Below are 14,447 nucleotides of genomic sequence, written 5' to 3' on the forward strand. Positions count from 1 at the left end.
CCCATCACTCCTTTTTTGTTACTTACTGATCTTAGTAATGATTCGTATTCCAATCACCAAACTGACTAGAAAGAGAAGCATTACAACGATACAGTAGGTCAGATTTCTTTGTTGATTTTTTGTTTCGATCAAGCGCCTCTGCTGTGCTACTCTGTGCTTGATCCCTTTCGCTGGCGTAACTAAGCGGCCTTTGACGACAAATCTTTGCTCTGTATGGGTCGGCTTATCACAGGTGATCAGTGTGATCTCGGCTTTGCTTCTATTCTCTAAAACGTGCAGCTCGGTTTGCTGAATCGTCTGAGTTTGGCTGACCCTGTATTGATAAAACTGGCTCTGGTATTCCAGATAGATGGCATCGCCAACAGCGACATCCAGCAGCTTGCCAAACAACAGATTATTTTGACCTAGATGATGACCGATCACGACCATGTTTTGTTTTTCTGGGTTCCTCTCGGGAAAAAGAGTCCCTGCACCAACCAAAAGCTGATCATTGACTACACCTGAAAAAAGCGGCAGGCTGATTTCGATCCCCGGAATAACAATCTGGCCGGTTGAATCGAAGGTTTGTCTTTGTTCAAACTTTAGGACATCGGATAAATCAGGCGGCTGCACTGCTTCCAGCGGAACATCCTCCGCTGACCTGATCGTTTCGCTCGTTTTAATCGAAACATTTTGCGTCCGATAAATAATCAGCACTTGTTTTATAAAAGGCACGAATAGACAGGAAATCGCTAAACAATAAATCAGGATAAGGCTAAACCGAAGCTTTTTGGTCATTTTTTTTCTTGCGCCAGATTAAGAATAGAATGATCACTAATAATAAAAGAACACCGATCAAGATATAGATCCAAGTGTAATCCTTTTTGATCGTAACATCTGAATCATTCAATTTCTTAGCGACATCGGCTTTGATTTCAAAGTCCTTTTCCAAGCTCCAATGGTAACGGTAATTTTCTTCTTTTTGACTGCCTTTTGCTTGGAAGGGATAGCTGCCTTTTTGGTCTTTTTGCCCATAAGCGTCAATTTTCATCGTGTATTTTCCAGCTTTTAGCCGATCCCCTTTTAATGGAACTGATAAATTGAAGTTGGAATTCGGTGCCATTTGCATTTCAGACTGCTCATCTGTATAAAGTGCTTCCGAGCTGCCTTTTTTTGTAATCGTCGTTTTGGTGGCTAACTGATTCAGGTAGGTCGCGTTAGGATTTTGCAGATTGCCTTGAATCACATTGCGGGCGTTGCGTTGATCTGGGCTTGCGCTTAGCAGCTTCAGGTCTGGATCGCCGTTTTCTGTCGTTTGTCTCATCAGCAGCGCCACAACATAAGAATATTCGTTTTTGATCGCCAATCCCTTGCCGCTTTTATCCGACGACTCGCTTGTTTGATCGGCCTTTTTTTCTTTAAATGTGATACCGCCAGCAATGATGCCGGCAAATTTTTCGTTTGGCATATGTATTTTTACTTTGTATTCAGCTGCCGATTGCGGCTTTAAGATGATTTCCTCTGGTGCTTCTACATAATTTTTTATATCGTATTTCAACGTTTTATCCGCTTTGATCTCATTTTTGCTATACTCAACAACGCCGTTGCCATTGGTGGTTGCACTGTGAATCTGAGCTTCTACCACGACTTCTTTGTCCGTATCATTTCGCAAATCAACGGTCAATGTATCTTCCTGATTCGGTGCCAACAACAAATCAAAATACGTCTTTTGCTTATCGAGTTGGTTTTCTGAGGGCTTTGGGGTAACCGCAAAATTGAACTCCGAAGCAAAGCTTGGTGTTGCCATCATCAAACTACTTAAAACAGTGATTGCCAGTATCGTGAATTTTCTAAATTTCATCGTCTCTTTATCCTCTCAGTGAAAGAAAGGGATGCTGAGAACATCCCTTCTTCATCCTTCTAATTGATTAGTTTCCTGGAACGTCGCTAAGAACCCAAGTAAATGTCGTCGAGTATTTTTTCGCATATTTCGTAGTTGAACCAGGGACACTTAACTCGATACTTTCAGCCGCAGTAGCCGCATCCGTACCCCAATCAAGCAAGTAAGTTCCTGCTCCTTGACCTGCTTTTGCTGACATAACATCCTTTAAGTCTCCTGATGGGTCGGCTACGATCGTCGCTTGGCCTGTTGGTTTTACTGAATCAGAGGCAGTCACGACATTCCCATTTTTGAAGGTGATTTCAGCCCCTGTTAGTTCATCCGCATCTGTTGTAGCAAACTGACTATTTTGCTTCATCTGCAATGTCCAGCCAGCTTCTGTTCCGCGGTTATCGGTTACTTGGACAAAGTTAGGTCCTATCTTTTCATTGCTGTCTTTGTCGAGGTATTTTTGGGCCCTCGCTTTGTAAACTTCATCTTTAGAAGTGATCTTTTGTGTACCAAAATCTAAGCTTGACGCATAATCGATCGATAATGGGCCTGATGTTCCTGGCTTTGGACCGGTCGGATCGGTTGGATCAATTGGATCGATCGGATCTGTCGGGTCGACTGGATCGACTGGATTTGTTGGATCTGTATTTGGTGTAAAGGTGATCACACCATTTGAGTCATAATTTCCTCCGTCTGCTGCCAGTGATACTGCAGGTGCTGCCGTAAGTCCTGCTAAAATAGCTGTTGCTAAAAATAAAGAACCAAATTTTTTCATTGTATTACTCTCCTTTTTTATATAAACCGATTCATTTCTCCTGTCGGATACGCTCCAACGAAATCGTTCAGTTTTGATTTAGCAAAATCCTTTGTGCTTTTGCTTTCAACCCATGTTTCGATCATTCTTTTACTATTAGTTACCTGGTACGTCTGACAAGCTCCAGGTTAGTGAAGTGCTGTACTTCACCGCATCCTTTGGTGTACTGCCGGGTACTGCCAATGTAACTGCCTTCGTCACATCTGCATCGACTTCGTTTCCATCTTTATCGGTTTCTTTGACTGTTTCTACTGTCCCCCAACGATTGGTATACGTTCCTGCCCCTTGATTTACCTTCGCAGACATAACCAAGCTTTCTGTACCAGCCGGATCTAGCTCAATCGTTGCCGCTGCTGTCGGAAAAACAGCGGTAGAATTGCTGTTGACTGTTGGGCTGACCAGCTTCACTGCTGAACCAGTCAATGTATCGTTCAATGTACCTGTCGCTTTAAATTGACCATTTTGCTTCACCTTTAATGTCCAGCCGGCGTTATTTCCGCGGTTGTCAGAGATTTGAACGTAGTTTGGTGTAGCGGCGCGTCCATCTTTGTATTGTTGCGCTCTTGCATAGTACACTTCATCTTTATTGGTGATTTTATTTACCCCAAAGTCTAAAGATGAGGCATAGTCGATCGATAGTGGGCCGTCTGTTCCTGGGTTTGGACCATCTGGATCAGTCGGATCGACGGGATCAACGGGATTCGTTGGATCTGGATCGGTTGGATCGACTGGTTTTGTCGGATCCGTATTCGGAATAAATTCGACGACGCCGTTTGAATCGTAATCGACAGAAGCCGCCTGTGAAGTCAGTGCTCCAACTGTAGATAGAGAGAGTGCAGCCAAGGTTGCTACGGTCATAAGTTTCACTTTTTTCATAATTTTTTCTCCTCGCAATATCGCTTTTTCTTTAAGGTACGTTTTTTAAACTCCATGTCAGGGAGGTTTGGTATTTTTTTGCATATTTTACTGAGCTGCCGGGAACAGTTAATTGGACTGAACGCCCGCCGCTAGACTCATCGGAGCCGAATCGATACAGCCATGTGCCAATTCCACGCTCGCTGTTGGCAGTGACGACATCGATCTCCGTATCCAACGGCATTTGAACCGTCCCACTGGCATTCGGCGCAAAGGTAGTTGAAAGGTTTGAGATCATCTCGCCATTTTTGAATTGCAATTCGGCCCCTTCAAGCGTTTGTGCTTCGGCTGTTTGAAACTGCCCATTTTGCTTCACGCTCAATTGCCACCCTGCGCCTGTTCCTCGAATATCAGTGACCTGAACATAATTAGGGCCCTTTTTCTTTACTCCGTCAAAGTCGGTATATTCTTGAGGAATAGCATAGTAGGTTTGATTTTTCGTAGAAATTGCTTGATTTCCAAATTGAAAGCCAGAAGCAAAATCAATGGAAAGGCTTCCACCAGTGCCAGCCGGCGGCCCAGTTGGATTGGTAGGATCGACTGGAATTACCGGCTTGGCCGGATCCGGCAGCATAGGATCAAGCGGCTTAATGGCTGTGCCGCCTCCGCTTTGATACTTCATGTGAGTATCCGTATCATCGGCCCGCGCCACTGTTCCACCGGTAAAAATCGAAAGGAGCAGAAGGAGAAAACTAAATTGCGTTATTTTCTTCAGTGTTCTCCACCTCCCTCAGCTTAAAAAGAACAAGTGCCAACAAGGCAAGCCCAATCAATGTAGTCCACACATTGGAGGTATCTCCGGTCACGGGAAGAATCGCTCCTTCTCCCTTATAAGAAGGCAATGCACTTGCCAGATTCGCTGTTGTTCCAGATACAGCTCCTTGCATCTCTTCATTTACAGCGTCCTTGTCGCATTCATCGTTTTTTTCCGGCTGTTCCTTTTTTTGTTCTTCTTTTGGATAGTCATATTTTCCGTAAAACGCTGTTACCCCGTTACTATCATAGTTCGCTTCTGTCGCAAAGACTGGCACAGCAGTAAAGAGCGTCAACAGAATCAACAAACTATTTATCACTAATCGTCTCATCTACTCACCTAATTTCCTGGGACATCTTCTAGTTTCCATGACAATTTTCCTGTATAGTCGCCTACACGCTGCTTTTCGACAGGGACTGTCAACTTAAATCCGTTGCTGTCTAGCCAATCAGCGGATATATTTTTTGACCCATCAGAGGTAAATTCGCCCGACTCAACGATTTGTGTTGCCGTGGTAATTTGCTTTTCACCTAATTGAGAAGTGTAATAAAGCGCATCTTCCAGTGAAATCGTACCGTTTTTTAGTTCTTCTGATTGGTTCAAGGTCAATCGCCATGGTTTTCTTGCCCCGCCTCGAGTATCTGAAACGACTAAATCACCACTAATCGTTGGACGATAGTTTTCGGTCTTATTTGATACCTGATTGTCGCCAAACTCAAGTCCATCAGGAACCGAAGCTAAGGATAAATAGCCCACCACTGTAGCTTTTGTTGCTGCTTTGAAGGTCGCGTCTCGATAAACCGTATCTGCTTTGGGATTGATATTTCCAATGGCATTGTTCGTACTTGGTCGATCGGCTTCACTTAGCTCAGTGATCTGTCCGCTTTGATCCTGTAAAAAGAATTGAAGCACATCGTCTTTTACAAGACTCAAGCTGGAGATATCGATCGCCCATTTTCCATCCGCGCCAACCAGCTGACCCGGGATTCCCGATGGCTGATCATTGACGGTTAATGTTATAATGCTGTTAGGCTCCCCAGTTCCCGTTAATCTTTTAGTAGTACTTTGGATGGCGTCCGAATGATCTACTTTAGCGGGTTCTGGCGGTGTAGCATCAATAACAGTTGCTTCGATTGGCTCAGGACTGATCCAAGGGCCTCGTTCAGCAATACCTGAAATTTTTTCTCTGGCTTTTTGAAACTGAATTGGGTCATTGGTATCTGTATAAGAAACATACCCATTTGCATCTGTTGATAGATCCGGTCGGACATTCCCATGTGTATCCGTCAGGGTTATTTTTGCTTGATTTTCTGAGGCATAGACGGGAATATATTTGATCTCGCCGCTGACAAGTCCGTTATTATCTGGAACTTCTCCAATGACTACACGCCCTTTGATCGTCTTATCCGCATCCGTGACTGGTACCCACTCAATCCTCGGGTCCTGGTTCATTCCTGAGATTCGCCGATAATTGGCTTGTTTGAACTGATCCAAGCCAGCTACTGATGTCGTCACCGTTTCTCTTGTTCCGCTTCCAGTTACCTGCAAACTCGGAACTTTTGCATAGGTTTCGTTAGAAGGACCCAAAACCGGTACTCCAACCTTCCATAAATCAATATCCGAATCGAGAATGGAGAAGCTGTTATTCGCTTCGTTCCCATACGCAATATTTACAGCTGTTCGACTATCATTTAAGTTTCGCAAATCGTATTGGGCCGGACTATTTAACGTCATGGAATTCCCATTTCTGCTTACACTGGCTGTCCCTAGACCGTTTGCTGCTAAGTTGATCAAGGGTTGATTACTCGTTCCGATGACATAAAAATAACTGCCGGGCTCTGCATTTAAATAGGTATTATTATTACTAAATGCCACGACCGATCCGGATGTTTGTTTACTCGTCAAGTTCACGACAGCACCCTTTTTGATCGTCATCCCAGCGCCCGCATCGTCAAATCGCACCGCATTTCCCGGCATATCTACGTTGAAGACACTGTTTTCACCAACATTTAATGAAAGATAATGATGATACACCGCCGGAAACGTTCGGCCAACAGTTTGTGTTTGTCCAGCATCGACCCGACAATTCTTCCCAATCGTAAATTCTCGGGAAGCGCCAGTTGAACCCGCGCTGGCTGCCACGTTAAACCAGAATACCGAAAAATCGTAATTATTTACGTTCCCTTTATACTGCGTTCCGTCCTCCATAATGAGACTTCCCAGATAAAAATTTTCCGCTCGCGTATCAATATCCATCTTGCCGTAAACCGTTACCTCTGAATGAGACGCTCTAGCCAACCGCTGCACACCGGGTTCTGTCGTGATATTTCCGAATCGGTACTTCCATTTCGCTCCGTAAGTATAGTTCAACCGTGTGCCCACGATATCTTCCGAGTAGGCGCCTCCATAATTTTGATTTAAAACAATGTCATGCATATGGAATGATCCCGTAGCATTTTGGGGCGACCCTAAATAGATGGAGGAATTCTTAAAATTTACCCGATAATTCTGTCCATCGATCTCTAAATCATTCTTTCTAACATACGTAGAAAGACTTGAATCCGATGAACTAGGATTTTCAAAGCTTGCTGTAAGAATGATCTTTGTAATATCTTCATTTCGAATGGCACTGACAAACTCAGACCATGCACTCACTTCTGCTTCATTAGCGGCCAATAATCGACTATCCGCCCTTTTGATCTCTTCACTATCCGACTCCGAATCTTCCGTCTCTTCATCCGCTGACTTTGAAGGCTCCGAAGTCTCTGTCGTTTCTTGTGTTTCAGAGGGGTCGCTGTCCTTCGTCGTGCTAGCTGAGCTGCTCGAAGGTAAGTCGTTCTCACTGCTTTGAGTGGTTTCCTCAGATCCAATGCTGGAAGAACTGCTCGTCTCCTTAGCCTCCATCGCAAAAACATTCGCATTGGGGAGCAAAATGATTAGTAATAAGAAAAAAGTTATTCTGCGTCGTTTCATTTTTCTCACCTCCTTCACATCCAAAAGCCTAACACAACGAAAACCCATTTTTTATAATTATTTTTAAAAAAATTGATAATTAACTTATAATGAACCTGCAATTAACACATTAAAGTAAAAACCAAAAGAACATATCGCTAACTTTTATTAAAAAAATAATGCATGTTACATTACAAATAAACGTAAAAAAAGTAATGACTTTCCTAATAAAAAAACCGAACTTAAATAACATGCTTTTTACAATTATTCTAATCTAAAAAAATAAATAATTTATATATACCAAAAATAATTTTCACAGCACAAAAAAAGCCTAAAAATTTCTTAATTTTTAGGTTTCTATGCTGATATTTTCGTTGTTAACGATTGTTTCCTGCCTGGACCAGCTCGCGCAGCTTCTGCGGATCGATCAAATAGCCCGCTTTATTTTTTTTAATATAACCATTATCCCGCAAGTATTTGAAGGTATAAGTCAAATGCCGATAGCTGACTCCTAAATAATCAGCAATTTGCGTATTATTTTCATTGTATTGATCATTTACGGCAACCTCTAACAATAATGCCGCTAGACGATACTTTAATTCAAAGGTTTGAGCGTTGGAAAAATGCTCCATCCGCAGCAACAGCTTTCTCCCAATATATTGCGCGATAAAAATCGGAAAATCAGGGCCTTTCATTAACGAGTCATCTACAACGCTTAACGGAATCGCTAAGCAGCAAACTGAATCGATCGCGACTACATCTTTTGGTGCGGCCTCCGCCTTGACCAAGGTCAGCTCTCCAATAAAATCACCGGTTTCGAGAAACTGCAGGATCAGACTTTTCCCATTCGGCTCTTGTTGAATGATTCGGGCTTTTCCTTCTAGCAATACATAGAGGTTCTTCAGTTTCGTCCCTTGATTCACAATTTTCTCGTTGCTGTCATAGCGGATCACAAAGCTTTGCTTTAAGATTGGTTCCGTTAAGAATGGCAGGTCTAGCTGATTGAGTAAAAACTTGTTTGATTCGTGATAGTTTTCTTTCTTCATTTTTTTCTCCTATTAGGCTATATCTCCTAGTGGTAAATTTTTACTTCCGTCATACTTATCCTATCAATTAGTTATCGGAGGAACAATCATGATGAATCGAAAAAATATCACTCTTTCTTTTTTATACTACCTGATCAGTGCTTTTGGGATCAGCTTAACGCTGAAGGCCAGCATTGGTGTCAGCAGCTTCAACTCCCTCAATGCTACGCTGGCTGAGTTCAGTCACATCAAAATTGGCACCATCACCGCGGCCTTGAACTTCCTATTTTTGATCAGCTGCCTGCTGCTGGACCCGCAGCGTAAACTAAAAAACTACCTGACGATGGGGATTGCTCTGCTGTTTTTTGGTTCGACAATCAATCTTTTTACGTATTTCATTTTTCCTCTCTTTACCCTGCATTCCTATCTTTTGAAATGCCTGCTCTTTATTCTAGGAACGATCATTGCCGGTATCGGGACGGGACGAGTTTTGAAATATCAGGTGCTCAAATTTCCCATCGAGACCTTTTGTCTGTTTTTATCTGAACGAACCACGCGAAGCTTCAAATTCTATCGCTACAGCATTGATTTACTCTGTATCATGGCCGCTTTGCTGCTGACTTTTGCCTTTCATTTGACCTTGATGGTGCGAGAAGGCACAGTAATCAGCTTTCTCCTACTATCCCCAGTGATCGCTTTGGCCAAAGAGTAGCGAAAAAAGCGGAAAAGGTCTGAGAGAATGAACAGCTTCACTCTCTCAGACCTTTTTACGCTTGCTTCAACGCAACTTATGAATTGTAATAATGCTGCTGCCGAGCAGCTTCGTTTACTATCAAAAAATTTAGAACAATGCTCGTGATTAATTTTCCATCTGAGAAAAATACTGATGGCACAGCTCTTTGGTCGCACTGTACATTTTGCGGTAACGGGCATAGACTTTTTTATACCTTTCGACTTGCTGAGGTTGAGGCTGAACCGCCTCTTTGTAAGCAACAAATTGATCCGCACATTCCCGTAAATCGGAAAACCATCGGCAGCCTACAGCGGCAAGCATCGCTGCTCCTAGTCCAGGTCCCTGTTCGGTTTTTAATGTAACGATTGGCGTATCGAAAATATTCGCCTGCATTTGCAGCCAGCTCTTGTTTTTCGCTCCCCCGCCTACGGATACAAGCTTCTCTATTTTTTCATCAGCTACTGCTTCCATTATTCGCTGGGAATCCTTTAATGAAAAAGTAATTCCTTCTAACACGCTGCGAGTAAAATCCTTTAATTGATGATGGGTGTCGATCCCAATAAAGCTTCCTCTAATTTGACTATCGGTATATGGCGTACGTTCTCCCACGATATAGGGAGAAAACAGCAGGCCATCACAGCCAATCGGCACTGTATCTATTTCTGACAACAGCTCTTCAAAGGGCTGATTTTTTGCAAAGGTATTTTTGAACCAATTCAAACTATTTCCCGCTGACAAAGTAACCCCCATTGAATAGGCCGTATTTTCCATCCCATGATAAAAAACATGCAGCTTGCCTTGATAATCTCTATCGACCTTGTCCTCATACTTAAGAAAGACACCGCTTGTCCCAATGGAACACAGTCCCGTTCCGGCTTTGACCACACCAGAGCCTAGCGCAGCACAGGCATTGTCCGCCCCACCAGCAATAATTTTGATGTCGCGTGAAAAACCAAAACGCTCTTTTAGTTCTGGCTTCATCACACCAACAACAGCGGAGGATTCTACCAGCGGAGGCAAAATGGACGCTGGAACAGCCCACTCCTCTAATAACTCTGTATCCCATGTTTTGTTGTCCTGATTTAACATTAAGGTACCGGCCGCATCCGAATAATCCATCGCAAAATTATCTGTGAGCCAAAAGCGCAAATAATCTTTCGGCAGCTGGATCTGCCTTACCTCTTTCCAAATTTCAGGTTCATTTTCTTGAACCCATAAAATTTTAGGCAAGGTAAAGCCTTCTAAAGCGATATTTTTTTCGCGCTTAAGAATGGTATCGCCCATTGTCTCATTGATTTTTTTGCATTGCTTCGTTGTCCGAACATCATTCCATAAAATTGCCGGTCGTAAGGGCTCATGCTTCTCATCTAAAAGGACCAAACTATGCATCTGCCCTGAAAAGCTGATTCCTTCTAATGAATCTGTTAACTCTGGAAGTTTTGAGACTAGATCCTTTATCACCTGATCCGCCGCCTCAATCCAGGAAAGCGGATTTTGTTCACTGTAGCCAATCTCAGGGGTATCCATAGGATAAGAATGGGAAGCTTCTGCCACCACTTGTCCGTTTTTATCAACTACCAGTCCTTTAAGCGCGCTTGTTCCTAAATCCAAGCCTAATACGTAAGTCATCTTCTCACCTCTCTGATAAAGAAGTAATGGGAGATAAGCTTTTTTTATCTCCCATTACTATGATCGTTCCTTTATTTTGTGCTGTCTGTGCTTTCTTCAGCTGAATCATCAACAGAATCTGTTTTCACTTTATTCTTTTCTTTACCATAGCTCTTCAAATCTGCAGCCTTAACATATTTTACGTCGATTGGAATCGTAGAATCGATTTTTTCTCCATCAATGGCTTTGACAAGATTTTCAATTACTTGGTATCCAATTTGATAAGCATCCTGGTCAACGATTGCAGTGATTCGACCGTCGGCAATTCCTTTTTCCCAAGTTTTCGTGTAATCAAATCCATAGTGAAGGATTTTTCCAGCTTTTCCTTGCGACTCAAGAGCACTCATGACACCAACATCGGGGCCTTCAGAGCCTAATGAAAATACCGTTACTAAATCTTTGTTGGCAGAGATATAGCCCTCTAGCTGTTTCTTTGATTCAGAAGGTTGGTCATTGTCTTGAATCGTCGATAAAAATTTGAAGTTTTTAGCCTCTTCACCATAAACTTCTTTGAACCCTTTTTTTATTCCCTTTTCGCGGTCAATCATGGTCGGCTGCGCCACATCCACACACACAATCGCGATAGAACCGCTGGTGATGCCTTTTTCCTTCATTTCTTCTGCTGCATGTTTTCCTAACTCTTCACCAGCAGATACGTTATTCGTTCCTACGTAAGCCGTGCGATCATCAGGATTTTCTAAATCCGCATCAAACGTGATGACCGGAATGTCTTTGTCACCTGCTGCCTTTATCGGATCCACAAAGGATTTCTTTTCGATTGGTGCAACCGCAATCCCTGCGACATTCTTCTGTGTTGCTTCTTTAATGAAGCCCATGTGTTTTTCTTTTTTACTAGGTTCAGCAGATGGCGAGGTTTTCGTAACCAATGTATACCCCAACTCTTTCGCTGCATCTTCAGCCCCTTTTTTCATTGGGTTCCAGTAAGCGCCTGTATCAACGATCGGAACAAAATATAGCGTCTTTTTAGCGTCTCCATCTGCGGAGCTCCCCTTACCACATCCCGTAGTTAAAAATAATGCCGCGATCAACATGCCAATCAGTACGATTCTTCCTTTTTTAAACATTTCTGCACATTCCTTTCCCTGCTTCACATTTTTTATAAAAATTATTTTTGTTTCTACGATTGTCGACTTGCTCTACGTTTAAAGTAATCAACGATAATCGCGAAAATGATGACCAAACCGGTAACCGTGTCTTGCAAGAATGAATTGACGCCCATGAGTGTCAAACCGTTTTTAAAGACCTGCAATGTTAAGATCCCTGCGACCGCGCCGCCTATCGTACCGATACCGCCGCTAAAGGACGTTCCTCCCATGATCGCCGCCGCCATCGCAAACAAATCTAAGCCGTTCGCGTCTTTCGAAGCGCCTCCATTCAGGTTAGAAACAATCAGCAAGCCCGCAATTGCCGCAAGCATGCCTTCAATCATGAAGATTTTGACAATGTGCAAATCGATATTGATTCCCGATAACCGTGCGGCTTCCGGGTTTGAACCTACCGCGTACGTATATCTGCCTAGTCGTGTATTCTTCATTACAAAAACAAAAATGATAATCACAATGATGAAGATCAACGCATTACTTTTGACCATGTCTGTTCCAATCGGTGTTTTCGCCAGCTTGTTGAACCATTCCTTTTCAGAACCGATAAACTGCTCATCCGTAAAGAAACCAAGCATCCCTTTAATGACGTAGCTCGTACCAAGAGTCAAAATAAAAGAGGGCAAGTCGAATTTTTTGATCAAAAGGGCATTCATCGTTCCTAAAGCAGCTCCGACTACTAATGAGATAGCGATTACAATTGGTGCCGGCAAGCCGCTATTCGAAGCATAAAGCCCCACCATCCCTGCTGCCATACCTACATAACCGATCGACAAATCCACATTTCCGCAGATTAAAATCATCGAGTAAGCAACGGTCAAAATTCCTACTGGTGGAATTTGCTGCAAAAAGTTTTCGATATTGTAGGAACTTAGAAAATCTCCATTTGTAATCGTAAAGTAAAGTACTAAAATGATTAACACTAGGTAGACCGAATAATTCATAAAAAGAGATTTGATATCCAGATTCTTTTTTTCTTTTTCCATTTTTTTATCTCCTTCATTCCGTAGTTGTACAAACAAAATGTGACCTTAAACAAATTTTTTTGAATTATTGGCCCAGTGTTGCGTACTTCATAATGACTTCCTGCGCTTCATCTTTCATATCTGTATAATCAGAAACATTTATTTCTCCGGTAATTTCTCCCTCTCGAAAGACCTGAATCCGATCACAAATCCCAAGTAGTTCTGGGATTTCAGAAGAAACAATCAGAACTGTCTTTCCCTGCAGGGCTAACTGATTGATAATCGAATAGATCTCTGATTTCGCCCCAACATCGATCCCTTTTGTCGGCTCATCGAAAATGTATACCTGATTATCCGCATTCAGCCATTTGGCTAAGACTACTTTTTGCTGATTCCCGCCTGAGAGGCTTGAAACAGGGTTTTCAATGTTACTGACTTTTATGTTTACATCCTTCACGAAACGATTCGCAGTCGCCTTCAAATCCGCATGATTTAATGCGAACCGATTCAAGTGAGTAATCGTGATGTTGTCTTTAATCGACAGTCCCAGCATTAATCCTTGATGCTTTCGATCTTCTGTCAAAAGTCCGACTCCGTTGCGGATCGCGTCAACAGGCGATTTTATGGTTACTGATTTACCGTCAAGCTTAATCTCTCCAGTCTTGGCACGATCTGCGCCGAAAATCAATCGCATCGTCTCGGTTCTTCCGCTGCCAACTAGACCTGCAAAGCCTAAAACCTCGCCTCGTCTTGCTTTAAAGCTGACGTCTTTTACATGACCAAAGCGATCGGAAAGATGATCGACTTCTAAATAAGTTTCGCCAATCTCTGTTGTTTGCTTAGGATATAAATCGTTGATTTCACGCCCTACAAGCATTGAAATAATCTGATCCTCTGACAAGTTTTTCACGTCATCCGTCGCAATGTATTTGCCATCTCGCATGATGGTGATGCGTTCGCCTAATTCAAAGATTTCTTTCATGCGATGTGAGATGTAAATACTAGAAAACCCTTTTTCCTTTAATCGACGAATGATAATGAACAGTATTTCCACATCCTTATCCGATAAAGAAGTGGTCGGTTCATCGAAAATGATTACCTTGGCATTTAAACTGAGGGCTTTGGCAATCTCAATCAGCTGCTTGTTAGCAGTAGAAAGCGAACCTACGTGAGCATCTGGACTCACATTGGCTCCAACAAGATTGAGCCAGTACAATGTATCCTCATGCAATTTCTTAAAATCAACGATCCCAAGGGTCTTATTTTTATAAGGCAGCCGGCCAATATAAACATTTTCAGCCACAGATAAATCCTCTGCTAGATTTAATTCTTGATGAACAAAACCAATGCCTAGCTCTGTTGCTAAGTCTGTCGTCATTTTCGGAATTTCTTTTCCTTCAAAAATAATTTTCCCAGCATCTTTCTCAATCAAGCCAGCTAAAATGTTCATTAAAGTAGATTTTCCGGCACCATTCTCGCCCATAAAAGCGTGAATTTCTCCTTTTCGAACCTCAAGGTTTGCTTTTTTCAGCACTTGAACGGGACCAAAACTTTTTTCAATATCCGTCATTGAAAATAAAAGCTCGTTCTCCATGACAACCTCCTTCTATTTCTGAAAAATTAATCAATT

The 14,447-nt window shown here is 42.5% G+C and carries 13 protein-coding genes; 1 reads left to right on the forward strand and 12 read right to left on the reverse strand.

Features of this window, described 5'->3' with window-relative positions:
• Positions 1-18: 18 nt before the first annotated feature.
• The 8 genes from IGI67_RS18260 to IGI67_RS18295 all read right to left on the reverse strand — a co-directional run bounded on the left by IGI67_RS18260 (position 19) and on the right by IGI67_RS18295 (position 8,351).
• Entirely contained in the window at positions 19-777 is a 759-nt protein-coding gene (locus IGI67_RS18260) for a class A sortase (RefSeq protein ID WP_429958741.1), read from the reverse strand.
• Positions 755-1,840 carry a DUF916 and DUF3324 domain-containing protein gene (locus IGI67_RS18265; protein WP_429958742.1) on the reverse strand — a complete coding sequence of 362 codons (1,086 nt, stop codon included), beginning with the start codon at positions 1,838-1,840 and terminating at the stop codon, positions 755-757. Before IGI67_RS18265 ends, IGI67_RS18260 begins: the two co-directional genes overlap by 23 nt.
• Positions 1,841-1,907: 67 nt before the next feature.
• Positions 1,908-2,645 (reverse strand): WxL domain-containing protein, encoded by a 738-nt coding sequence (locus tag IGI67_RS18270; protein ID WP_429958743.1) that lies wholly within the window; start codon positions 2,643-2,645, stop codon positions 1,908-1,910.
• A 135-nt stretch (positions 2,646-2,780) separates the two neighbouring features.
• Positions 2,781-3,560 (reverse strand): WxL domain-containing protein, encoded by a 780-nt coding sequence (locus tag IGI67_RS18275; protein WP_429958744.1) that lies wholly within the window; start codon positions 3,558-3,560, stop codon positions 2,781-2,783.
• Positions 3,561-3,591: 31 nt separating this feature from the next.
• Entirely contained in the window at positions 3,592-4,251 is a 660-nt protein-coding gene (locus IGI67_RS18280; RefSeq protein ID WP_429958745.1) for a WxL domain-containing protein, read from the reverse strand.
• 40 nt (positions 4,252-4,291) lie between these two features.
• Complete coding sequence (locus tag IGI67_RS18285; protein WP_429958746.1) at positions 4,292-4,684, reverse strand: LPXTG cell wall anchor domain-containing protein; 393 nt, start codon at positions 4,682-4,684, stop codon at positions 4,292-4,294.
• A gap of 8 nt (positions 4,685-4,692) precedes the next feature.
• A complete protein-coding gene (locus IGI67_RS18290; RefSeq protein WP_429958747.1) occupies positions 4,693-7,326 on the reverse strand; it encodes a pectate lyase-like adhesive domain-containing protein in 2,634 nt (877 codons plus the stop codon).
• Between the two features lie 356 nt (positions 7,327-7,682).
• The gene (locus IGI67_RS18295) at positions 7,683-8,351 is read right to left on the reverse strand and encodes a cyclic nucleotide-binding domain-containing protein (protein WP_429958748.1); all 669 of its coding nucleotides are present in this window, start codon (positions 8,349-8,351) and stop codon (positions 7,683-7,685) included.
• A 91-nt stretch (positions 8,352-8,442) separates the two neighbouring features.
• Between IGI67_RS18295 and IGI67_RS18300 the strand changes: the two genes are divergently transcribed.
• Positions 8,443-9,042, forward strand: coding sequence for a YczE/YyaS/YitT family protein (locus IGI67_RS18300; RefSeq protein WP_207110615.1), 600 nt, complete (start codon positions 8,443-8,445; stop codon positions 9,040-9,042).
• A 147-nt stretch (positions 9,043-9,189) separates the two neighbouring features.
• Here the strand turns inward: IGI67_RS18300 and xylB are convergent, their stop codons facing one another.
• The 4 genes from xylB to IGI67_RS18320 all read right to left on the reverse strand — a co-directional run bounded on the left by xylB (position 9,190) and on the right by IGI67_RS18320 (position 14,411).
• Complete coding sequence (gene xylB, locus IGI67_RS18305) at positions 9,190-10,692, reverse strand: xylulokinase (RefSeq protein WP_429958749.1); 1,503 nt, start codon at positions 10,690-10,692, stop codon at positions 9,190-9,192.
• A gap of 71 nt (positions 10,693-10,763) precedes the next feature.
• Complete coding sequence (locus IGI67_RS18310; protein ID WP_429958750.1) at positions 10,764-11,816, reverse strand: sugar ABC transporter substrate-binding protein; 1,053 nt, start codon at positions 11,814-11,816, stop codon at positions 10,764-10,766.
• A 53-nt stretch (positions 11,817-11,869) separates the two neighbouring features.
• The gene (locus IGI67_RS18315; protein ID WP_207110602.1) at positions 11,870-12,838 is read right to left on the reverse strand and encodes an ABC transporter permease; all 969 of its coding nucleotides are present in this window, start codon (positions 12,836-12,838) and stop codon (positions 11,870-11,872) included.
• Positions 12,839-12,902: 64 nt separating this feature from the next.
• Positions 12,903-14,411: a sugar ABC transporter ATP-binding protein gene (locus tag IGI67_RS18320; RefSeq protein WP_207110603.1), complete on the reverse strand. Its 1,509-nt coding sequence runs from the start codon at positions 14,409-14,411 to the stop codon at positions 12,903-12,905.
• Positions 14,412-14,447: the final 36 nt, after the last annotated feature.

This window comes from Enterococcus sp. AZ196, assembly GCF_050498845.1.
In the GTDB taxonomy this organism is placed as follows: Bacteria; Bacillota; Bacilli; order Lactobacillales; family Enterococcaceae; genus Enterococcus_A; species Enterococcus_A murrayae.